This is a genomic window from Polyangium fumosum (assembly GCF_005144585.1).
Taxonomy (GTDB): Bacteria; Myxococcota_A; Polyangia; order Polyangiales; family Polyangiaceae; genus Polyangium; species Polyangium fumosum.
On the sequence record NZ_SSMQ01000078.1, the window covers coordinates 35,472 to 58,431 of the forward strand.

The 22,960-nt window shown below is 66.9% G+C and carries 18 protein-coding genes; 15 read left to right on the forward strand and 3 right to left on the reverse strand.

The window, feature by feature from the left end; translation table 11 throughout:
* The first annotated feature begins 211 nt into the window (after positions 1-211).
* The 13 genes from E8A74_RS43460 (at position 212) to E8A74_RS43525 (ending at position 14,037) form a co-directional block, all read left to right on the forward strand.
* Entirely contained in the window at positions 212-922 is a 711-nt protein-coding gene (locus E8A74_RS43460) for a hypothetical protein (RefSeq protein ID WP_136935041.1), read from the forward strand.
* A 109-nt stretch (positions 923-1,031) separates the two neighbouring features.
* Positions 1,032-1,397, forward strand: a complete 366-nt coding sequence (locus E8A74_RS43465; RefSeq protein ID WP_136935042.1) for an S-adenosylmethionine decarboxylase family protein — start codon at positions 1,032-1,034, stop codon at positions 1,395-1,397.
* Between the two features lie 48 nt (positions 1,398-1,445).
* Positions 1,446-2,999, forward strand: a complete 1,554-nt coding sequence (locus tag E8A74_RS43470) for a peptide MFS transporter (protein ID WP_136935043.1) — start codon at positions 1,446-1,448, stop codon at positions 2,997-2,999.
* A 629-nt stretch (positions 3,000-3,628) separates the two neighbouring features.
* Positions 3,629-4,810: a hypothetical protein gene (locus tag E8A74_RS54345; RefSeq protein WP_211365593.1), complete on the forward strand. Its 1,182-nt coding sequence runs from the start codon at positions 3,629-3,631 to the stop codon at positions 4,808-4,810.
* On the forward strand, positions 4,807-5,298 hold the full coding sequence (locus E8A74_RS43480) for a hypothetical protein (protein WP_136935045.1): 492 nt from the start codon (positions 4,807-4,809) through the stop codon (positions 5,296-5,298). Before E8A74_RS54345 ends, E8A74_RS43480 begins: the two co-directional genes overlap by 4 nt.
* A gap of 250 nt (positions 5,299-5,548) precedes the next feature.
* Positions 5,549-6,511, forward strand: coding sequence for an RNA polymerase sigma factor (locus tag E8A74_RS43485; RefSeq protein ID WP_136935046.1), 963 nt, complete (start codon positions 5,549-5,551; stop codon positions 6,509-6,511).
* Between the two features lie 48 nt (positions 6,512-6,559).
* Positions 6,560-6,880 carry a DUF6968 family protein gene (locus E8A74_RS43490; protein WP_136935047.1) on the forward strand — a complete coding sequence of 107 codons (321 nt, stop codon included), beginning with the start codon at positions 6,560-6,562 and terminating at the stop codon, positions 6,878-6,880.
* A gap of 82 nt (positions 6,881-6,962) precedes the next feature.
* Positions 6,963-8,204, forward strand: coding sequence for a peptidase associated/transthyretin-like domain-containing protein (locus tag E8A74_RS43495; protein ID WP_136935048.1), 1,242 nt, complete (start codon positions 6,963-6,965; stop codon positions 8,202-8,204).
* A gap of 296 nt (positions 8,205-8,500) precedes the next feature.
* Positions 8,501-9,385 carry a hypothetical protein gene (locus tag E8A74_RS43505; protein WP_136935050.1) on the forward strand — a complete coding sequence of 295 codons (885 nt, stop codon included), beginning with the start codon at positions 8,501-8,503 and terminating at the stop codon, positions 9,383-9,385.
* Between the two features lie 676 nt (positions 9,386-10,061).
* Positions 10,062-10,295, forward strand: coding sequence for a hypothetical protein (locus tag E8A74_RS43510; protein WP_136935051.1), 234 nt, complete (start codon positions 10,062-10,064; stop codon positions 10,293-10,295).
* Positions 10,296-10,624: 329 nt separating this feature from the next.
* On the forward strand, positions 10,625-10,987 hold the full coding sequence (locus E8A74_RS43515; protein WP_232380008.1) for a phage holin family protein: 363 nt from the start codon (positions 10,625-10,627) through the stop codon (positions 10,985-10,987).
* A 161-nt stretch (positions 10,988-11,148) separates the two neighbouring features.
* Complete coding sequence (locus E8A74_RS43520; protein WP_136935052.1) at positions 11,149-12,321, forward strand: glutathione-independent formaldehyde dehydrogenase; 1,173 nt, start codon at positions 11,149-11,151, stop codon at positions 12,319-12,321.
* Between the two features lie 12 nt (positions 12,322-12,333).
* Positions 12,334-14,037 (forward strand): sensor histidine kinase, encoded by a 1,704-nt coding sequence (locus E8A74_RS43525; protein WP_136935053.1) that lies wholly within the window; start codon positions 12,334-12,336, stop codon positions 14,035-14,037.
* A gap of 81 nt (positions 14,038-14,118) precedes the next feature.
* On the opposite strand, the gene E8A74_RS43530 is transcribed toward E8A74_RS43525, so the two are convergent.
* From E8A74_RS43530 to E8A74_RS43540, 3 genes are all read right to left on the reverse strand, one after another.
* The gene (locus tag E8A74_RS43530) at positions 14,119-15,408 is read right to left on the reverse strand and encodes a DUF1501 domain-containing protein (protein ID WP_136935054.1); all 1,290 of its coding nucleotides are present in this window, start codon (positions 15,406-15,408) and stop codon (positions 14,119-14,121) included.
* Positions 15,409-15,420: 12 nt separating this feature from the next.
* Positions 15,421-17,751: a DUF1588 domain-containing protein gene (locus E8A74_RS43535; protein ID WP_170229830.1), complete on the reverse strand. Its 2,331-nt coding sequence runs from the start codon at positions 17,749-17,751 to the stop codon at positions 15,421-15,423.
* 295 nt (positions 17,752-18,046) lie between these two features.
* A complete protein-coding gene (locus E8A74_RS43540; RefSeq protein ID WP_136935056.1) occupies positions 18,047-18,715 on the reverse strand; it encodes a hypothetical protein in 669 nt (222 codons plus the stop codon).
* A 66-nt stretch (positions 18,716-18,781) separates the two neighbouring features.
* Here E8A74_RS43540 and E8A74_RS43545 point away from each other — a divergent pair, with 66 nt between their 5' ends.
* The gene (locus E8A74_RS43545; RefSeq protein ID WP_136935057.1) at positions 18,782-21,091 is read left to right on the forward strand and encodes a S46 family peptidase; all 2,310 of its coding nucleotides are present in this window, start codon (positions 18,782-18,784) and stop codon (positions 21,089-21,091) included.
* A 275-nt stretch (positions 21,092-21,366) separates the two neighbouring features.
* A partial coding sequence (locus E8A74_RS43550) for a type VI secretion system Vgr family protein (protein WP_136935058.1) occupies positions 21,367-22,960 on the forward strand: 1,594 nt, incomplete at its 3' end.

The following is a 22,960-nucleotide window of genomic DNA, read 5'->3' on the forward strand; positions in this document are numbered from 1 at the left end:
GGCGCCGCTTTGCCAAGCCGGGTTTTTGCAACGCAGCGCCCAAGCGATCTCTTCGCGTGTGCACTCGGCGCCTGCTCGTTCGTGATCCAAGGCGGGCCCCGCTCGTTGCGACGGGAACATGCTGCTCGGCCACCGCCTGGCACGTACGCTGCTCCACCCCTCGCGCGGGCGGCGCTCGATTCCAGCGCCCGAAGCCAGGGGGAATGAAACCATGACACGAACGATGGGAATCGCGGTCGCGACGTTCGCGCTCGCCGCGGCGAGCGCCAGCACGGCCTCGGCACAAACGGCGATGCGCGAAGGCACAATGGAGCGGCGGGGCCAGATCGGCGCTCCGCTCAACGCTTTCGAGATCCAGGTCGATTCGGGGTACAACCAGGCCTTCGGCCCGTCCGTGCCCGCGACCGAGGGCACGGGCAGGACGAGCCTCGGCGGCGCGGGCCTCGGCGCGGGCCTCGGCCTCCACTACCGCGCGAATCCGTACTCCTCGGTCGGTATCAACGGCAGTTACAACATGCAAAACCTCGCCCGCGGCGCGGAGCTCCGCGGCGCGACGGCAGGCATCGACGGCGTCTTCCACGCGAGCCCTTACTCGCGCCTCGACCCGTGGGTCTCCGTCGGCGCCGGGTATCGCATGTTGTGGGATCAGCCCTCGGGCCCGAACAACGACATGTTCGTCCACGGCTTCCAGCTCGCGAAGGCCAAGATCGGCGTCGACATCCGCGTGAGCGAGAGCGTCGCGCTCGCGCCGACGGTCGGCGGCGATCTCAGCATGTTCCTCTGGCGCAACCCCGAGGGCCGCGTCTCGACGCAGACGATCGACACGCCGCGCCTCAACGCCTTCGTCTTCGCGGGCATCGCAGGCCGCTTCGACGCAGGTGGGCAGCGCGCTCGCCCGGTGACGATCATGGGTCGCCGGTAAAACCTGCACGCGTCACCACGCGTGTGAGGGGGCGGGCCAGGTGCCTGCCCCCTCGTTTCATTCGCGCCTGGCCAGACGACCCGGACGGCGGTATGTGCCGGAGCAGCCGATGAAGCTCTTCGTGCTGCTCGCGATCCTCACGGAGTGCCGCCGCGACACCCTGAACAGCCCCGACGCGCTCCGCGCCGCGCTCGACGCGGCCGTCGCAGCGGGCCTTTTCACAGGGCTCGGGACGCTCGTCGTCCCATTCTCGCCGCAGGGCGTCACGGCTTGCGCCGTCGTCGGCGAGAGCCACATCGCGCTGCACACGTGGCCCGAAGAGGGCAGGATCTTCATCGACGTCGCCTCGTGCAGCACGAAGCAGAGCGTCGAGCGCGCGCTCGATGCGATCCGCGCCGTGTTCCCCGAGGGAAAACTCGCCGTGCTCGAGGAGCGTGTGCTCGATGGTGGCGTGATCTCCAGCGTTGCCCGGTGACACGCGGGCCTTGCGGTCGCCATACAGGCCGCGTAAAACCGCGTCCCGATGGCGACCAACGTCGAGCAGCCCGCGGAACAGCCCTGGTCGGGACCCAAGTCGAAGAAGCAGATCCTCGGCCATCCAGCCGGGCTCTTCGTGCTCTTCACGACGGAGATGTGGGAGCGCTTCTCCTACTACGGCATGCGCGGCCTGCTGAAGCTGTACCTGGTGAACTACCTGTTCGTCACGTATCGCCAGCGCTTCCAGGGCCAGGCGTACGACGCCACGGGCAACCCGGGCGACGTGTTCGGCTGGAGCGTCATCCGTGGCCTCTTGCCCGACGTCGATCCCACGACGCTCACGCAGTGCGTGAACGAGAAGGTCGGCCTGCTCGTCCAGGGGGATCCGACGAAAAACATCGCGCCGATGGCCGCGGACGTCGCGCAATCCATCGCGCAGCAGACCTGCGCGATGCAGCCCGTCGCGTCGGCCATTTACGGCTGGTACACCGGCCTCGTGTACCTGACGCCGCTCTTCGGCGGCTTCATGGCCGATCGTTACCTCGGCCAGAAGCGCTCCGTGTTCCTCGGCGGCGCGCTCATGGCGCTCGGCCAGTTCGTGCTCTTCAGCGCCGAGAACCTGTTTTTCCTCGGCCTGCTCCTCCTCATCATCGGCAACGGCTTCTTCAAGCCGAACATCTCGACCCAGGTCGGCAACCTCTACCCCCCGGGCGACAAGCGCCGCGACGGCGCCTACACGATCTTCTACATGGGCATCAACCTGGGTGCGTTCCTGACGAACCTCGTCTGCGGCACCCTCGCCCAGAACAACGGCTGGCGGTACGGCTTCCTCGCAGCGGGCATCGGCATGGTGCTCGGCCTGATCATCCAGTTCTTCTTCGGCCCGAGCACACTCGCGCCCGACACGCTCAAGAAGAGCGAAGGCAAGAAGGGCGAAGCCCCGGCCGTGGTGAAGGAAGAGAACGAGGGGCAACGCATGGGCGCCCTCGTCATCCTCTGCGCGCTGAACATCGTCTTCTGGGCCGTCTACGAGCAGCAGGGCAACACGATGCAGACCTGGGCCGACGAGAAGACCGTCTGGCCCGTGATCTTCGGCTTCCAGATCCCCTCGACCTGGTTCCAGTCGTTCAACCCCTTCTTCATCTTCCTCTTCGCGCCCATCCTCGACCGCATCTGGACCGCCCAAGCAAAGGCGGGCAAGGAGATGTCGAGCGTCACGAAGATGGCCGTCGGCTGCATCATCCTCGGCCTCTCATTCATCGTGATGGTCGGAGGCGCGCAGGTGATCGGCGGCGGCAAAGGCAGCGTGCTCTGGCCAGTCGTCTGCACAGCGCTGCTCACGATCGGCGAGCTTTACCTGTCGCCGATCGGCCTCTCGCTCGTGACGAAGGTCTCGCCGGTGCGATTCGTGTCGATGATGATGGGCATGTGGTTCATGTCGAGCTTCTTCGGCAACATCCTGAGCGGCTACATCGGCATCCTCTACACGAAGTGGTCCCCCACGAACTTCTTCCTCCTGCTCATGGCCCTCGGCGTCGCCGCCGGCCTCGCGATCGCGGCATTCAACAAGCCGCTCCGCAAGGCAATGGGCAATCACTGAGCGACCAAGCGTAGCGCCCCCCGGGGTTTCACCCCGGACCCCGACCAGGGGTTGTCCACCCCTGGACCCGGACCAGCCAGGGGCTGGACCCAGGGTTGAAAACCTGCGCTCCGCGCAGTTTTTCAAACAGGCCGACGAAGAAGCCGGGTCGCCAGCAGAACCAACAGCGCGGCTGTTTCGGTGGGCAGGGTCGTTGCTGGTCTTGACCCAGCTCCGCGCCTGACGAAGCCGCGCGTGCATGCACGGATTGGCATCGTGCCTTCGTGACGGCCACGTCTGCCGCGGCGAGGCGAGTGTGTGCATTTACACGTCGGCGCGCTGCATTCCTGCGGTCGGTGCTTGCCTTCATGGGGTCGACGTGTGCCGCCACACGTCGAGGGGCTGCCTTGGGGGGGAGGGAGCGTGCCTTCGCGGGGAGAGGGGGTGCCTTCCGAGGTGGACGGCGTGCCTTGGCGGGGGTTGGGGATGCATCCGTGGGGGAGGGGGGTGCCGCGCGGGGGCGGGGGCGTGCAATCTCTTGTCCCCGCGCCGAGGCTTGTTGCAGAACGGATCGCCAGGACGAACGCGGGCCCGCGTACGGCGCCACGGGGGTGGCCAGGTGAGGCCTTGCGCAATCGGAAGGCACTTCCATGGCCTGGTTATCGAACCGTTTTGTTCGGCTTTGGCTCCTCGTGCTCGTCGTTTTGGGCGCCTCGGCCTGGCTCCTCGGGTGCGCCGCGACAGGCGCGCATACGCAGGCGTGGGCGCAGACGATGCCGAATGGAACGCGCTTGTTCCGCATCTGCCGGCGCCATCCCCACGTCGACCCGAATGCACGTTATTGGTACGACACGGGGGACGGGACCCCTCGAACGACGTTCCTCTCGCTCGACGATCTCTTGCAGGGCCGCGAGGCGAAGGCGGTCTTTCTTTTTGATACACAAGCGCCGTCGGAGAGCCGGAAATTATTAGGCATTGCGTTCCAGCATCTCCCCTGCGAAAAGCCGCCGCCGCCGCCGCCGCCGCCGCCGCCGCCGCCGCCGCCGCCGAAACCGCTGCCGCGACCGATCGCGAGAGCGCCGGAGCGGGAGCGGTGCACGGCGTATCGGGAGCCAGGCCAGACGCGGCAACGCCGCGGCACGGGCGCGCGGACCTGCACGAGGATGCTCGTCCACACGTCCGAGCGATCGAGGCAGCCGAGCTTCCGGCGCGTGGAAGAGCCGCTCGCGGCCGCGCCGCGCCCGGTCGAGGCGCCCGTGCCCATCGATCCGAGTCAGGTGCCCCCAGGCGAGGTACGGGTCTATGAGGACTGGAGGCAAACCCCGGAGGAGGCCGCGCTACTCGACCGAGCCCAGGAGTGCCTCACGGGCGCTTGCCATGCCCGGCACCAGAACTTCCAACCGAAAGGCGGGAAGAAGCCCGCCGGGACGCACCATGGGCAGTCGTTGTCAACAGGGAGCGGCAGAAGTGGGGGGGCGGGCGCGCCACGCCCCGCGCCAAAGACGACGGTCAAGACGACGACGAAGCCGTCGAGGACTACGCCCATCGCCGCCCCTGGTGCAGCACACGGCCATCACCCCTGGCCCAAGTATTTGGGGGGGCCGGCCAAACAGGATCTTGCCAGCTTACCAGAACAACTTCACAAGTCCTACCACAGCGGTCTGGACAAGATCCTGCCGCGTCAGCGCGGGGCTGCATATTACGACAACCTGAGTCCACAAGCAAAGCAGCAGCTCGCTCGTGATCTAGCGGCCTATACGAAAGCATTCGACGCGAAGTACGGGACTCGCCTCCACGACTCGATGGTCCGTAATGGATTTTCAGCTCCATGATGAAGACCCTGAAACCGGTAGAATCAATCGAAGTTGGCGATCTGGAGGCGCACGCGGTATGGCAATACGCCAATATCGACGGAGGCAACGAAACCCTCGTCCGCCCGGTGAGACGTCTGCCGGTCGCGCGCCTGGCCGGGAAGGTCGTGGGGACGCGGGTCCGGCTTGCGAACGGAACCGACGCATGGGGACTCCTTGGCAATGTTGACGAGAGCAATGCGCGGCTCACCGAGCACTTCCTGACATTGTCGATCTTCCACGACGGACGATGGTTCACGCTCGCCCGCTATCACGATTTTGACTACGGCCAGAACGGTCCAGACGCACTGGCGCGGTTCCTTGAGCTTCCTCTCGACGAAGTTTTTCCCATTGCGTACGACATACGGCCGTACGTGAAGGGAGATCCTTCTGCGCTTGCCGGCCTGATTCCCAAGGAACCGCGTGAACGGCTCTCGCGGGCTGAGCTCATTGCGCTCGCAGTGCCATAGCAACGGCTGGACGCCCTGAGACGCATGACGGGCATTCGTAGTCAACAGGAAGCGCAGCGGTGGGGGAGCGGGCGCGCGACGGCCCGCGCCAAGGACGACGACGGTCAAGGACGATGATACGGCGTCGCGGGAGCCATGTCCGTGGTCTTGACATCCGAGTTTGTCCGCAGTAGGAGGCGCCGCGAAACCTGACGCGGCATCAGAAATCGACCGCCTTGGAGACTTGCCGCGTTACGTTTCCGTCGCTCGGGTGAACACGAAGGTGATGGCGCCAGTCGAGAAAGCCCCCACCGAGGATCTTTGGACGGAGCTCGCGAAGCTTCGGCCTGTCGTCGCACGTTTCCTCGAGAGCACGTGCGGAAAGCAAGCCGCCAGCACGGACGCTGTCGACGACGAGACGCAGGACGTGATGGTCGAGGGGTATGAGAGCCTCTCGGCGTACCGGCCCGAAAGCGGCACGCTGGTGAACTGGCTGCTCGGCATCGCAGCCAACATCCGCAAACGATGGCGGAGAGCGTGCGGCATGCAGGAGAAGCGATTCGCTCCCACCGATGACAACGATGAAACCCCCGCGTCGCAGCCGTCGCCGGAGCGCGCGGCGATCCTCTCGGAGGCTTGCGACCGCGTCGGAGAGGCCCTCAAGACGATGCCCACGGAACAGCGAGCTGTCTTCAGCCTGGTCGTGTTTCAGGGGCTCTCGCACGCGGAGGTGGCCAAAGAGCTCGGTATCTCCGAGGAAGCCTCCCGCATGAAATTCATGCGGGCGCGCGCGTACATTCGAGAGCGCGTCGACGAGGTGCACGGCACCGCGCTGCTCATCCTGTGCGGCCGAGACCGGCGCTCGAGGGTCCGGGCGAGATGGAAGGGGCGGTTGGAGCTCAGCTACCGCGCCGGCCACGCGTGGAGCGCGCTCATGGCTGCGGCGCTCCTCGGGTCCGCCAACGCGGCCGCGCCTCGAGACGTCGTCGCGTCGGCGCATACAGCATTCACGCGTCAGGCCTCGATGGGTCGCGCCGCGGAGCCGGTCGCCGAACCTTCAGAGATGGGCGGAGAGGACCCGGCGGCCCTCGATACACGGGCGTCTGCCGCGGAACCGACGCAGGCCGCGCCAACAGAGCAGGTGCATGAGCGTCGAGCTCCATCTCACGGGGCGCTCCCGAACGTCGAGGTGCACCCGAGTCGCCTCACCATCCGGTGGCGGAAGAGCCGCTGAGGGGCACGACGATTGATGCCACCGCGAACCATTCTAGCAGTCCGTATCTTGACGTATCGGCACGATGACGGAACCGAGCAGGATCTGCACCTTCACGTCCGTATGCCGTACGTAACAAAGGGCGCCGTGTGGAAGTGCGGATTTGAGCTCGGCCCGCCGCTCAACATCACCGGCCGCGAAGGATACGGCGTCGACGCTCTCCAGGCGCTGTTGGCTTGCCTCGGGATCGCCCGCGCGTCCATCGAAGGATCCACGCTCAAGGGGCGCGTGCATTGGGGCGGTATGTTCTCTTGTGGCCTGCCCGATCTGGTAAACGGGCGAATCGAGCTCGACGCCGCCGCCGTCGAGCCTCCGCAGAACAGTGGGTGACGGCGTGGGTCAGGCAGGTTCTTGGATAAGCTGACTGGCTGCACTTGCCGAGTTTGTCCTGTTCACGTATCCTCACCATCGCATGATGAACCGTGGATTATGGCTCGCCTTGCTCGTCGCGCTCAGCGCACCCATGCGAGCGTATGCAGACGAGGACACGAAGCCCGCCCCACCCCTCTCGAACCCTGCGGCGCTTCAGCAGGCCACGCACATGGCGCGCTTCACGGCGCTCGTCGCGAAGGCCGAACGCGAACGGAGGGCCGGTCGGCTCGCCGAGGCAGCGACCGCGTATGCCGAGGCGTTCGAGATCGAGCAGGATCCGCTCGTCGCAGGTCGGCTCGGCGTGTTGCTCGTCGAGTTCGGCAACCCTACGGAAGCAGCGGATTTGCTGCTCGACGCGATCGAGCGCGCGACGGACGCGCCGGCCGCGGAGCGGGAGAAGTTCCTGAAGGCGTACGACACCGCGCGGGCGCAGGTCTGTCGCGTCGAGGTGACGGTCTCCGAGGCACACGCGTCGATCTCGCTCGATGGGGTCGTGAAGCAGTCCGATGGAATCACGGGCTTCACGATGTTCATCCCGCCGGGGGAGCACGAGCTCCGCGCGAAGCTCAAGGGGTTCGAGGACGGCGTCACGTCCTTCACGGCGTCGAAGGGTGGAACCCTGCGCGTGGAGCTGACGCTGCTGCCGGTGCGCCCGTTCGTTCCCATCGAGCCGCCGCTGCGCCTGAAGCGGCTTCGACCCGAGCTGGCCGTGACCCTCGAAGAGCCGCCGAACGACGAGCCGGCGCGCGAGCCGATCGTCGGCGGCGTGGTCGGCGAGGAGCAGAAGAAGAGCACGCGAGGATCCGTGAGCGCGGGGCCGGTGGTCGTGTTCGGTGTGGCGTCGTGGCAGCCGGCGATCGGTGCGTTCGTGGCGGGTGGTTTGAGGGTAAATGAGTACGTGTCCCTCGGGCTCGAAGCGCGCGCGGCTTGGCTCGTGTCGGGCGTGCAAGGACGGCCGATCAGCGCAATGACAGCCGGGGGGCTCGTGAGTGCCTGTGGTCACTGGCGATGGCTCTTTGGCTGCGCGCTCGGTCACTTGGGCGTCCTCAACATCGAGGGGGCCGAGGGGAGCTACCTGCGAGAGTCGTACACCAACCTTCTGCCTGGTTTAGGCGCGCGGGTAGGGGCGACGTGGAGGTTGACGCGTTCCTTCACGATGCAGGCGGGTGCAGACATCGTGGGCCTTACGCGCGGACTCAAGATCGTTGCCGGAAAAACGGTTCTTGTTGAGCAACCTCCGGTATTGGCAGGCGCTCATTTTGTCGGTGGATGGGAGTTTTAATTATGCGATTCCTGGTCGGCTCTGTCGGGATCTTTGCGGGGGCTGTCGTGGCAATGGCTGCATGCACGGCCCCACCCTACGTCAACATATTCGAATGCGATCCGGACCCGCTTTTTCCTACTCCCGAGTGTATCGATGCGGGCACAGATGCCGACGCCGACGCTGACGCCGGCGACGACGCCGAGGCCGGGGAGGACCCCGACGCAGGCCCACCATGCCCCGGCTTTTGCGCTCCGGAGCCGAGTGGCGATTTCGGTGGGTCAGCAACACCGGCAGGAGCATGGCCACGCACGCCGATGCTCCTCTGGGTTGGCCCCGTGAGCGATATGCCAGCCTTCTGCCCGAAGGAGGTGCCCTATGAGAAGTATCGTCGCTACAGCGGCCTCGTCGCGCCGCCCGCGACGTGCGAGTCCTGTAGCTGCGAGAAGCCCGAGGGCACGTGTTCGGGGTTGCCCGCGTCGATCGAGATCCGCACGAACGCATGCGAGCAGAGCGGCGGCATGTCGGTGCCTTTCGACGGCCCGGCCGACTGGGATGGGTCCTGCACGTCCGAAGCCGCGCTCCCGGCTGGCGCCCAATGCGGTGGGCAGCCGTGCGCGCAGTACGTCGGCGCGTCCGCCTTGCCGGGTCCCATCGAAGAGGGCTGCGCAGTCACGGCCGAGACGCCGGCGTTCACGAAGGAGCGGTCCTGGCTTCTCGGGGGTCTCGCGTGCGAGGTCGAGGAGCTCGACGGCGCGTGTCCCGAGAGCCGCCGATGCATGCAGGATCTCTCGCTCCCTTGGCTCCAGTGCGTTGCTCTGACGGGCGAGCACACGTGCCCGGGAAACTACTCGTACGCGCGGTTCGTGATGTTCGACAAGGAGCCGGCCGACGATCGGGGATGCAACGCGTGCACGTGCGGCGCGCCCGAGGATGGGCTTTGCCTCGCGTCGCTGCATCTCTACGACGATGCGGCGTGCAGCGCCGCCGCGTCGACGACGTTGACGCTCGGCTCGGTCAAAGAAGCATGCGGCACGATCATCCCTCCCGGGCGCGTCATTGGCAGCAAGGCGATCACGGATCTCACGTACGTGCCCGGCACGTGCAGCGCGAGCGGGGGCGAGCCGATCGGCGAGGCGCGTGAGGACGTGAACACGGCGGTCACGTTCTGCTGCACCTACCCGTTCGCTCTCCCGAAGTAAGGCCCCAGAAAAAAATCGACGGCCCTGCGTTACGACGGGGGGCCTTGGAGCGAATACCTGGGTGTGACGGGACGACGAGTCCATCGCCGCTCGCAGAGAGGTTTGCGTGCAGGCCGCCCCTCTCCCATGGGCTGCCCGTAGCATGCGATCTCCCTGCGGAGAGCGAAGGACTCCTCCCCCGAGGGTTGCTCGTCGCTCGTAGACGGGGCGCCTTTCGCGGCGCGCCCCGACTGCGTCATGTTCCGGATGACCAGGTTTCGGAAAGGGAGCGGTGCGCTCGAAAGGCGCCCCGTCTTCGGGCGACGACCCTTTTCAACAACGACCTCCAGGAGGGGACGATGGGGAGTGGTTCTCTGGGCGAGTCTACCTCCTTATCGTCCCCCCCTGGGGGTCGTGTTCTACCGCTTGGAGGGCGCATGGGAGGAGGGGCCCGCGGCTGTGCGATGCGACCCGCATCTTGATTCCAATGGCCCGCGCTCGATGAGCCCGTCCGCTCGCGCGGCGCCGCAGGATCGAGCAGGTCGAGCGCATACCTGGGCAAACGCTTCGTCTGCGCAGATCTCCTCGGGAATGTGCCCCCCGCCGTGCGGCCGTGACAATCCTGCGGCGAGCAGCACTATCTCGACTGCGCGCAAGATTGACCTCGGAATGCGAAGAACGTTAATGTGTCCTTGCCATGCGAAACCGACACGGTACGCGCACGAAGTGGGCAGAGCTGTGCCGCTCGAATGAGTTCAGCGGGAGGTGGGTGGCGCTGGAGAATGTCGAGTACAAGGTCGGCACCATCGAGCCACACGAAGGCGACGTGGTCGACAGGGATACGGATATCGGCGCGCTGTGCAGCCGGATGCGAGCGTCCGATCGCAAGGAATGCGTGATTGTACACTGCGCCGACAACGGCGAGCCCTGACCGAGGCCGCCCGCCCCACGGAGGGATACGGGTTTGGCGCGGTCGTTCGTCCACGCGAGGCATGCTCGCCGTCCCCGGACGAGGCGCATCGAATGCACGTCCCGCCTCAGGCGGACGTGGAAGGCCTCCTGCCGCCAGGTCACCTCGCTGAGCCCCCGAGGGGGTTCCGTGGGTGGGTGAGGTCCGAACGTCGACGGGATGCCTGGAAACACCCTCGGAGCAAAGTCCCGCGGCCATCGTGGGGTTGTGCAGGACGCGCATCTGCGCCAGGAAGAGGGGCGGGCCGGCTCGACCGATGGGGGGGGACCGGCACCCAGGAGGAGGTGTTCATGTTGAAGACGTTCGTCAGTCAAGCCATCGCGGCGGGGCTCGCGGTCCTCATCGCCAGTGCAGTCATCCCCGGCGTCCGGATCCGCAAGGGCAACACGGCGATCGGCATCGCGTTCGCGTTCGCGCTGCTCAACCTTTTCTTCGGGTGGCTCGTCAAGGTCGTGCTCGCCATCGTGCTCCTGCCCGCCGCCCTGCTCACGTTCGGCTTGCCCTACCTCGTGTTCGGCCTGCTCGTGAACGCGATCTTGCTCTACGTCACCGACAAGCTCATCGACGATTTCGAGATCAAAGGCTTCTGGCCGCTCGTCGGCACGGCCGGGCTGATCTCCGTCGCCGCGTGGCTCCTCCCGCGCCTCTTCTGAGGGCGGGCGCGCCCGCGGCCGCTCCCACGCCCGCCCGCGACGCGCTCGCAATCGCTTGATACGATGGATTCCCTGCGGGCGCATGCATACGCATGCGCCGATCGCGCCTCGACTTGACGCGAGACCCGGCGACGCGACATTGCCACCGGGGTGCATTTGTTGTGAAGGCGGTCGTCTACAAAGGTCGGCTCGAGGTCGCGGTCGAGGAGGTGGCCGATGCGCGCATCGAGGAGCCGACCGACGTGCTCGTGAAGATCACCTCGGCCGCTATCTGCGGCAGTGACCTGCACATGTACGAAGGCCGCACCGCCGCGCTGCCAGGGACCGTGCTCGGCCACGAGCCGCTCGGCCTCGTGGAGGAGGTCGGCTCCGCGGTCGAGCGGGTGAAGAAGGGCGACCGGGTCGTGATGCCCTTCAACATCTCCTGCGGCACCTGCTTCAACTGCATTCGCGGCTACACGGCGGCCTGCCTCAACGTCAATCCGAGCGCGCACGGCGGCGCGTACGGATACGTGGGCATGGGCCCCTTCCGCGGAGGGCAGGCCGAGCACCTCCGCGTGCCCTTCGCCGATACCAACTGCCTGAAGCTCCCCGGCGAGCCCAGGGACATGTTCGAGAATGATTTCGTTCTCCTCGCCGACGTGTTCCCGACGGGCTGCTTCGCCGCCGATCTGGCCGCGGTGGAGCCGGGGATGAGCGTGGCCGTCTTCGGCGCGGGGCCCGTCGGGCTCCTCGCGGCGTACGCGTCGGCGCTGCGCGGAGCAGACGAGATCTACGTCGTCGACTACGTGCCGGACCGGCTCGCCCGCGCCGAAGCCATGGGCGCGACGCCCATCGACCTCTCGCGCGGCGACCCGGTGGAGCAGATCATCGCGCTCCGCAGAGCCCGGGGGACCGCCACGGCGAAGATGGATGGCGTGATGTCCGGCATCGAGGCCGTCGGCTTCCAGGCCATCGACTGGGCGGACCCCTCCCACGAGGAGCCCAACCGTGTCCTCGAGGATCTGATCCGGCTGGTCAACCCCACGGGCCACATCGGCATCGTCGGCCTCTACGTCCCGGAGGACCCGGGCGGGAAAAACCCACACGCGAAGAAGGGAGAGATCCAGATCTCGTTCGGCAAGCTCTGGGAAAAAGGGATCTCCTTCGGGACGGGCCAGACGCCGGTGATGCGCTACTCCGCGCGCCTGCGTGATCTCGTCACCTCCGGCCGGGCCCGCCCGAGCCAGGTGGTGACCCACAGGTTGCCGCTCGACGCCGCGCCCGAGGCGTATGCCAAGCTCAGCCGTCGCGAGGACGGGTACGCGAAGGTGCTCCTCGATCCACACATGTGAGGGAGATGCGGCGTGACGACCGCACAGGATCTCATCGCGCGATCCGGCGCGGCGGGGGCCCTCGTCGCGGGCCTCGCGTGGTCCGAGACGCCGCTCGGACCCCTCGCGAGCTGGCCGCCGCGGGTGAAGGTGGTCATCGAGACGGTGCTCGCGAGCGGCTTCCCGCTCTGCGTGCTCCTCGGGGCCGAGCCGGCCCACGCGAGGGTCGTCTACAACGACGCGTTCGCCCCGCTGCTCGGCCACAAGCACCCCTCCGCGATGGGGCGGACCGCGCGCGAGGTATGGCCGGAGAGCTGGGACTTCTTCGAGTGGGCGCTCCGCCAGGTCTGGCACGCGGGGCAGCCGGTGACGGGCAAGGATCTCATGCTCCGCCTCGATCGAGGAAACGACCTCGAGGAGGTGTACGTGTCGATCTCGTTCAGCCCCATCCGCGACGATCAGGGCGCCGTGCGCGGCGCGCTGATGTGCGGCATGGAGACGACGGGCGTGGTGCTCGCCGCGCGGCGCGAGCGCGCGTTGCGCCTGCTCGTCGAGGCGCTCCGCCCGGCGAAGAGGGAAGACGACTTCTACCGGATCATGCCGAAGGCGCTCTCCTACACGCTGAAGGACGTCTTTTTCGCGTTCCTCTACGAGCTCGATCCGGCCGGCAAGAGGGCCACGCTGCGCGCCACCGCGGGGCTCGCGGCCGAGGCGCCCGAGGCGCTGCGCGAGCTCACGCTCGGGCCCAGGTGTCCCTGGGAGATGGCGGTCGTGGTGCGCGAGAACGAGATGCGGCTCGTTCCGTCGGCGGGCCTCGGGCTCTGCGTGATCAACGCGCTCGCGGGCTCGCCGACGCGCGCGGCGGTCATTCCGGTGACGGGCGGCTCGCCAGAAGGACCCGCCGCCGTCCTGGTCGTGGGCCTCCGCCCGGCGCGCGCCCTGGACGACGAATATGGCGCCTTCGTCCTCCGCATCGCGCGCGAGATCGCCGTCGCGCTCACCGACATCCGGAGCCTGCGCGCGGCGGAGCGCCACGCCGAGGCCGTGGCCGAGTCGAGGCTCAAGGACATGTTCCTCGGGATCGCCTCCCACGAGCTGCGCACGCCGCTCACCTGCCTGAAGCTCAACGTGCAGCTCGTCCACCGCGAGCTCACGGCGCTCGAACCACGCCTCGCCGCGCGGCTCGACGGGCTCTCCCGCTCGATCGATCGCATGACGCGGCTCGTGAACGAAATGCTGAGCGTATCGGCGATCGCCGCCGGCAAGCTCACGCTCCAGGAGACCTATTGCGATCTCCGCTCCATCTGCACGAGCGCCGGGGCCGAGCAATCGCAGGCGGCGCGGCGCCCGGTCTCGCTCCACCTGCCGGAGGAGCCCGTCTGTGTCTTCGCGGACGAGGACCGGACGGGGCAGGTGATCGCCAATCTGCTCGCCAATGCATTCAAATACTCGGCGGCGGAGGAGCCCGTGGAGCTCTCGCTCGAGCGGTCCGGCACGGAGGCGATCGTGACGGTGCGGGACCGGGGGCCGGGCATCCCGAAAGAATCGTTTCCCCGCGTCTTTGATCGATTCTATCGCGTCCCCGGCGTGAGCGTACGGACGGGCTCCTACGTCGGGCTGGGGCTCGGCCTCTACCTGTCCAAGGCGATCATCGAGCAGCACCACGGCCGCATTTGGGTGGAGAGCGAGGTGGGCCGGGGGAGCGCGTTTTCCTTCTCGATGCCGCTCGCGGCGTGATCGGACACGACCCAAAGGAAAAAGCCCCCTCGGACGAACCGAGGAGGCTTTCTCCTTTCGAGCGACGGATCGCTCTCTCGATCAGCCGAACAGCGGCAGATCTTCCTTCTCCTTGATCGGGGAGCGCGCCGCGACCTCGCTCTGATCGATCCCCGCGAGCCTGCGCAACGCGCGGTGCACGTGGCCGGGCTTCAGGCGGAGGCCGCCGCCCTCGACGGGCTCGAGCGTGTTCGGGTCGATGTTCATCGGGTTGTGACGCTCGGTCGTCTTGCCGATGACCTGGTTGCCCGGGATGCCCGCGCCCATGAGCAGCATGCTCGTGATCGACCAGTGGTCCTTGCCGTTGCCGGAGTTGTACCCCGGCGTGCGGCCGAAATCGGACCCGACGACGATCACCATGTTGCCCCAGACGCCCGTCGCCTTCGCCTCTTCGACGAGGTAGTCGATGCCGTCCCAGAGCTCGGCCAGGCGGCCAAACTGCTGGTCGTCGTTGTTGCCGTGCGTGTCGAACCCGCCGATGCCGAGGTTCGCGCTGACGCAGATGCCGGCGCGGTAGGCGGCGAGCGCGATCTGCGCCTGGCGACGGAGGTTCGAGTTCTCGAGCTGCGCCGGCAGGTACTCGGTCAGCTTCTTGAGCTCGTTTTGCCCCGAGCGCGCCGTGTAGAGCATGCCCATCGACTGCTTGATGCGCGGCAGGTTCTGCTTTTCGGCGTACGCCATGTGCCGCGCGGAGCGAGTCTCGGCGATGCGCGCCTCGGTCTCGTCCGTGTAGTACGGCGTCTTGTTCTGGTCGTACATCGGGTCGATGACGTTCGGATAGGCAATGCGACGGATCGCGTCGACGTTGCCCACGCGGGTCACCGCCACGGTGCCGGCCGTCGTGTCGTAGCCGCCGTACGAGATGTACGCCATCGGCAGCGAGCCGCCCGCGACCGCGGCCGTGAGCGCCGCGAACGAGGCCTTGTTCTCGGCCAAGGTGCCCGCCCACGTCACGCGCGTGCCGACGTCGTGGCTGTTCGTCGACGTATCGACGCCGTTCAGGACCATGAGGTCGTTCACGTACTTGTCGAAGAACGCCTTGTTTGCCCCGTCCGGGTCGGGGGCGTACCGCATCGGGAGCTTGCTCTTGCTCCCGACCGCCGTCCCGATCGTCGTCTCGAGGTAATGGTTCATCGGGTCGGGATCACTCTCGCCCTTCGCGCCCTTCGGGTCGCAGTGGCTCGTGACGTCCCAGCCGCCGCCGGCGTGGATCATGACCCAGAACTTGCCGGTATACGGCGCTGCTCCGGCTTCACTGGCAAACGGGATGGTGCTGGCGGCGACGCCGAGCCCTGCCGTCGATGCAATCTTGAGGAAATCTCTTCGGTCCATGGGGCTCGCCTCTCACTCGTAAAGGAAGTGGTAGTCCGACAGCATGTACGTCACGACCGTCATCCAGGACCGGATGACGTAGGTCGGATCCTCGCGCAGGCGATCCTCTTCGGGCAGCGGCGTACGCGTCCAGTAGTCGTTCTCCACGCGGCACGGGCCGGGCAGCCACGTCGAGTACTTGCCCTCGGGCTGCGACATGTCGCTCATGCCCTTCACGCCTTCGCGGTACGTCTCGAGGAAGAGCTTGTAGGTGCGCTCGATCTCGGGATGCCCGTCGGGCAGCGTCTCGCCGAGGATGTGCTTGTGGAGGAACTGGATGTTCTTCTTGATGGCCACGACGGCGGGCTCGACCGGGAAGCCGTTCTTGTCTTCCGGCTCGAAGCTCGTCTCGACGTACGGGAAGAGCGTGCGCTCCTCCGTCGGCTTCCACATGTCGCGCGGGACCGCGATGCAGGACATCTCGTTCGCCATGCGCTCGCCGATGTTCGCCATGATGCCGTTCGGGCTGATCACGCGCTTGATCACGTCGGCCGAATCGATGCCGCCGTAGAGCATGCGGTAGGCGTCGCCGCGGAGCAGGTAATCGTAGGTCCCGCCGCCGTCCTCGTAGGCGCGAGGGCGCCACGGATACCCGAGGACTGCCTGGATCTTGCGGTGGAGCTGCTCGGGCGTGATGAGGCGGCCCATGCCGACCTCGCCGAGCCGCGCCTTGCCAGCCGGGTCGAGCGAGCCGCTGTTCTTCGCGCGGAAGTACGGCGAGTGGACGATCTGCTTCACGACGACCTTGAGGTCGTAGTTCGAAGCCTCGAACTCGCGCGCGATCTTGCTGAACTCCGTGTACTCGGCGAGGTACGCCTGGAACTCGGTCGAGAAGTCGGTCGCCTTGCGGTCTTGCGGCGCGACGAGCGGCTTTTGCCCCGTGAGGCCTTCGAAGATGATGTACACGGCCGAGAGGGCGAAGCGCGGGTCGGCGGCGACGCGCGGGGCGAGCCACTGCAGGCCTTGCGGCAGCGTCTCGTACGGCGTCTTTTCGCCCTTGAAGCCCGGCGGACGCATGTCGTCGAGCGGAGGCGTCATCGGGTCGTAGGCGGCGCGGCCGTTCCAGTGACGGAACGCGCCGGCGACCGGGTCGATCTCGACGTGGCATTGCTGGCAGGCGGCCGCGTTGAGGGTCGGGTTGACCTCGGTGATGAGCGTCTGATCGAGCGGCTGCTGGCCGGTCTTCAGGATGTCGGTGCCGAGGAAGAACTGGTAGACCATGCGCGCGCGCGCCCGGTTGCGGTTCGTCTCGGTCGTCGGGAAGCGGTTCAGGAACATCGGCGACGTGAGCACGCCGGCGTGGGGCAGGGTCGGGATCTGCGCCTCGATGAACTCGTTCGGGTCGGCGTCGTTCTTGAACGCAAGGTCGCCGAGCATGAACGCCTTCGCGGAGAAGGGGTTCACCATGATGTAGTTCGCCGTCAGGATCTCGCTGAACGGCCGGTTCTCGCGCACCACGTGGGCCACGAGCTCGAGCGGCTCGCGCGCCACGCCGCGGTTCGTCCAGGAACGCAGCTTGTTGTAGAGGTCGTCGGCGTTCCAGGCGCCGTACTTGTCGATGCCGTCTTCCATCGACTTCGGATCGGCGTTCGCGGCATCGAAGAACTGGTCGTACCAGTAGGGGTTGTAATAATCGATGTCGTTGAGGAGCTGCACCGCGTCCTCGTTCCCCAGGTAGCGATCCGTGAGGAACTGGTCGTTGTAGACCTCCTTCAGGCGCGTGTAGAACGCCTCCTCGGTCATCATCTGATCGAGGATCGGATCGAGCGCGCGGATGCCGCCGGCCTCGATGGCGTCTTCTTCTTCCACGGTGGGCAGCCGGCCGACGAGGGAGAGCGCCGCTTTGCGCAGCGTCTCGGCGGGCGTCGCGAGCTGCACGCCCGTGAACGTGGCCGAGAGGTTCGTCTCGCAGGACGAGGGCTCGTTGAAGCGGTTCACGAGCTCCTCGAGCGCCTTGAACTCCTCGCTGCCCGGCTGAATGACCACGCCGCCCGGATGCTTGCGGGAGGCGGTGCCGCCGGTGGGCATGGCGAGGAGCTGCGACATGCCGTCCTGCTGGAGGGCCGCCGCGTTCTTCATGATGTCGTAGTTCGTGTCGAGGAAGCCTGCTTCGCTGCTGCCTCGAAGCACGAGGCTCGAGTCCTTCGCGGCCCCGTTCGAGGTATGGCAGGCGATGCAGTTGTTCGAAAGGATCGGAGCCCAGACCTGCTCGGCGAAGAACATCTGGTCCGAAACGCACGGACCATCGTCCTCCCCTGCAATACAACCGGTGAACCCGACCGCGCCGAGCGCGGCCAGAGACACCAGACCAATGGAGCCAAGATGCTTTCCGAGTCGTCTTCGCGTTCGCGGCATGAGCGGCCTCGTGGGTGGTTCCAGCCTCGCCGAGGGACGAGCCTGGAAAGTCATACGTAACGGAAGCTCTCTTCTACACGAGGAGCGGCGCCGCTGAAATGGTGGGAATTGGGCCCTACTTCCCTACCTCGTGGCTTTTTTCGGAAAAGGAATGGACTTTTCCCCTCGCAGCATAACGCGCCGTCGGCTCCGCGAGGCCTGATACGTCACGCAAGGTTGCGTGCGTATTCTCGATTTTGGCAAATCAGGTGCCACCGGCTCCGCCCGCGCCACCCGCGCCGCCGGCTCCGCCCGCGCCGCCCGCGCCACCCGCTCCGCCCGCGCCACCCGCGCCCGTGGACGCCGCGGTGCTCGACGCTGCGGTGCTCGACGCCGCGCTGGAGCTCGTCGCGCCGCTGCCGCCGCACTTCTCGAGCGGCTTGCAATCGTTGCAGGAGCAACCTTCGAGGTACTCGACGCACGAGCCGTTGTCCGTGCAGTTCATCGTGCACCGATCGGTATTCGTGCAATTGGGGCAGGTGCAGTCCTCGTTGATCAGGCACACGCCGTCGTCGTTGTCACAACCGACGTTTGCCGGGGGACAGTTGGCGACCTTGAAGTAACAATCGTTGCACGTGCAATCTTCTGTCCCCATCTCGGCGTTGTCGCACTTGCCGTCGTCCTGACAGGTACCGAGACACGCGGCTTGATCGGCGCAGTCGGGGCATGCGCACGTCTCGGCGTTCTGGCCGTTGAAGTTGCAGAAGCCGTCCGGCTGGTTGTTGTTGCAGCCGGTGCTCTGGCCCCCGCCGCCGCCGCCCGTGAAGTTGCCTGTCGCGGAAGGATTGTTATTCGCGCCGCCTTCCGAGCAGCCAACGAAGGGGATCGCGACAAGGAGAAACGAGGAAGCAAGGATCGCCGTCAGGGTGCGCATGGTGCGACGAGGATCGCCGCCTGCGCGGGACTGCGTCAACAGAAGAAAGGTGCTACAGGGCTCGCCATGCCTCGCCTGACGAACTCCTTTTCTGCACTGGCGCTGCTCGTTTCCACCCTCGGGCTCGGCCTCGGCTGCGGCGCCGAGCCCCCGCCTCCGGCTGATTCGGCGAACTCTTCGGCTGCAAACGACGGCGCGAAGACGGGGCCGAAGGAGGACACGAAGGCGGCGGAGGTGAAGGGCCCCGAGCGCAAGCCTTTCGAGAACCCCGGCGGGATGTGGGTGCCCTCCCAGCTCGCCGAGCATGAAGCGAAGCTCAAGGGCGCGGGCCTCGAGATCGATCCGAAGGCGCTCACCGATCCGATGCAGCCCCCGCTCGCGGCGGTCGTGAGCCTCGGCGGATGTTCGGCCTCGTTCGTGTCGCCCGATGGCCTCATCGTCACGAACCACCACTGCGTGACCGGCATCCTGCAGTTCAACGCGACGCCGAAGCAGAACGTCGCGAACGACGGTTACCTCGCGAAGACGCGCGCGGACGAGAAGTGGGCCGGCCCCACGAACCGCATCTTCGTGACCCGCTCGTTCAAGGACGTGACGAAGGACGTCCGCCAGGGCCTCGACAAGCTCCCGAACGATCGGATGCGAAACGACCAGATCGAGATGCGCGAGAAGTCGCTCGTCGCGGCCTGCGAGAAGGATCGGCCCGAGGTGCGTTGCTCGCTGAAGGCGTACTTCGGCGGCGCGCAGTACCTGCTCGTCGAGCAGCTCGAGATCCGCGACGTGCGCCTCGTGTATGCCCCGCCGGAGGGCGTCGGCAACTTCGGCGGCGAGATCGACAACTGGCGCTGGCCCCGCCACGGCGGCGACTTCGCGTTCCTGCGCGCGTACGTGGGCAAGGACCAGAAGCCCGCGGATCACGCGGAGACGAACGTCCCGTACAAGCCGGCGCACTACCTGCGCCTCGCGCAGAAGCCGCTCGCGCCGAACGACTTCGTGATGGTCGCCGGGTATCCGGGCGCCACGAACCGCCTGCGCACTTCGTTCGAGATCAAAGAGGCGCTCGAATGGGGGTATCCGCGCCGTATCGCCGCCTTCGAGGAGGGCGTGAAGGTGCTCGAATCCGTGAGCAAGCAAAAGGAGGAGATCGCGATCAAGGCGAACCCCTTCCTGCGCGGCATCTCGAACGCGCTCACGAAGATCAAGGGCCTTGCCGAGGGGCTCGGCAAGGGCGGCGTGGCCTCGGAGCGCGCCAAGAAGGACGCCGAGCTCGCGGCGTGGATCGGCGGCGACGCCGAGCGCAAGGCCGCCTATGGCGACGTGATCGCCAAGATCGAGGCGCTCGTGGCGGAGCAGAAGAAGACGCGCGAGGAGGACATGGCGCTCGGCAGCGTGATGATGAGCGCGAGCCTGTTCCAGGCGGCCTCCACGATCGTGCGGATGGCGGAGGAGCGCCCGAAGGCGGACGCCGAGCGCGACCCGGAGTTCCAGGAGCGCACCTGGAAGCGCATCGAGCAAAAGATGACGCGGCTCTCGGCCTCGTACGACCGGGTGATCGACCAGGCGATGCTGAAGCTCGCCCTGGAGCGAATCGCGAAGCTGCCCGAGAAGGAGCGGCCGGCGTTCGTCGCGACGATCGTGGGCAAGAAGCTCGACGCGGCGGCGATCGAGAAGGCGGTGAAGGGCCTTTACGAGGGGACGAAGCTCGAAGACGAGAAGGCGCGGCTCGATCTCCTCAAAACGGCGAAGCTCGACGATTTGAAGAAGAGCAAGGACCCGCTCCTCAAGCTCGCCGTGGCGCTGCGCCCCGCGTACAAGGCCTCCGAGGATCGGGAGAAATCGTTCGACGGCGCGATGGCGTTGCTCCGGCCGAAGTATTTCGACGCGCTGCAGAAGATGATGGGCCAGCAGATCGCGCCCGACGCGAACGGGACGTTGCGCGTGACGTACGGGAGCGTGCGCGGCTATCGCCCGACGAAGGACGCGCCGGTCTACGCGCCGTTCACGACCACGTCGGAGATGGTCAAGAAGCATACGGGCAAGGATCCGTTCGAAGCGCCCGCCAAGCTGCTCGCGGCGGCGAACGCGAAGAAGTGGGGAGCCTATGCGGACGCGACGCTCGGCGAGGTGCCCGTGGATTTCCTGAGCGACCTCGACATCACGGGCGGCAACTCCGGCTCGCCCACGCTGAACGGGAAGGGTGAGCTCGTCGGCCTCGCGTTCGACGGCAATTACGAGGCGATGGCGTCGGACGTGATCTTCCTCCCGGAGATCACGCGGACGATCCACGTGGATCTGCGCTACGTGCTCTGGGTGATGGATGTCGAGGGGGCGGACAACGTCCTGCAAGAGCTCGGCGTGAAGCCTTCGATCGACTGAATCGTCGGGGCGGCTGGTAGGACATCGAGTGGCTGCAAGCGCTCGATGTCCTCCTTTTTTTGTCCCGCGTCGTACGCGTCGCGTCCCCACGCATTCCAGCAAAGCCCGGCCGAGGGACCCTCCGTTCGCTCGGACAGGGTACGTCTCACCCACGTGCGAATGTTCTTGCGCACATCCGCCCTTGCCATGCACAAGAATCACCAGGAACAACGCAGGCCCACGCACAGCGCCACGGGGGTGGCTTGGTGTGGCTTGCATCCACGGAAGGCACTTCCATGGCCTGGCTTCCCTCGATCCGCCCGCCGGGCGGGGCGCTCGCGCTCGTCCTCGCGTCCGGCATTTCGGTTGACGTCCGCCGCTTCTCGATCGTCGAGGGCCTCTCCGCGCTCTTCCGCGTCACCTTGGAGGCGTTCTCGACCGACGCCGCGCTCGATTTCGAAGAGGTCGTTGGCCAAACCGCGCGCTTTACGATCCAGCGAGGTTCCGAGGCGCGCTCGTGGACCGGAGTATGCCGTGCGGCTCGCCTCCTCCGCGTCGAGGAAGACGGGCTCTCCACCTACGAGATCGTCCTCGTCCCGATGCTGTGGCTCCTCACGCAGCGCGTGAACCGCCGCATCTTCCAGCACCTCTCCGAGCCTGAGATCGCCACGCGCCTGCTCACGGAATGGCGGATCCCCCACGAGCTTCGGTTGTCGGAGACATACAAACCGCGCGAGTACCGCACGCAATACGATGAATCCGACCACGCATTCCTGAGCCGCATGCTCGAAGACGCGGGGATCTCCTTGTTTTTCGTCGAGAAGGAGGACGAGGCCGTCCTCGTCCTCGTCGACGCGCCCCAGCTTCGCGAGCCCCGCGCGGGCGTCCTTCCCTTCAAGGCCGATACGACGATGGTGACGGGCGAATACGCGACGCACGTGCGCGCAGGCCGCGAACTCCGACCTGGGCGCCTCACGTTGCGGGACCGGGATCATCGCCTCCCCGCGGCGTATCCCCTCGGCGGCCTCGCCGACGCGCGCGCGCTCGCCATCGAGGCCCGCCTCGAACGATTCCAGAGCATGCCCGGCGCGCTCCTCTTCCAGACGACCCCGAGCCCCGGCACGCCCGCGGCCGACGATCGTGGAACGTATCGGAGCGACGAACGAGCCGGGGCGCGTATCGCGCAAAAGCGCCTCGAAGCCGAGCGCGAGGGCGCCGTCACCTTCGGCTTCGAGACGAACGCGCTCGACCTCGCGCCCGGCGTCGTCGTCCGCGTCGCCGGCCACCCGCGCGAGGAGATCGGGCGCGGCGTGCTCATCGTGGAGACGCGTATCGAGGGCACGTTCGACGACGAATGGACGCACGATTGTGGCGCGAGGCTCGCCGATGTGCCGTATCGGTCCCCGCGCCGAACGCATCGGCCGCGCGTAGAGGGGATCGAGGCTGCGACCGTGGTAGGTCCTCTCGGCGAGGAGATCCATTGCGACGAATTCGGTCGCGTCCGTGTCCATTTCGGGTGGGACCGCGAGAGCGATAGGGATGAGCACAGCTCCTGCTGGGTCCCGGTCAGCCAGGCGTGGAGCGGCGCGGGCTACGGCGCGATGCACCTGCCGCGCGTCGGACAGGAGGTGCTCGTGGCCTTCCTCGATGGAGATCCCGATCGACCGATGATCGTGGGCCGCGTGTTCACAGCGCTGGAGCGGGTGCCCTATCCGCTCCCTGCGCACAAGACGCAAAGCGGCATTCGCACGTCGTCTTCCCCGGGCGGAGGCGGGTACAACGAGATCCTGTTCGAGGACAAGAAAGGCGGCGAATTCATCCGCGTGCACGCGGAGCGTGACGTGCAGGCCACGGTCGAGCGTGACGCCTCGCTGCTCGTGCGGCGGGACC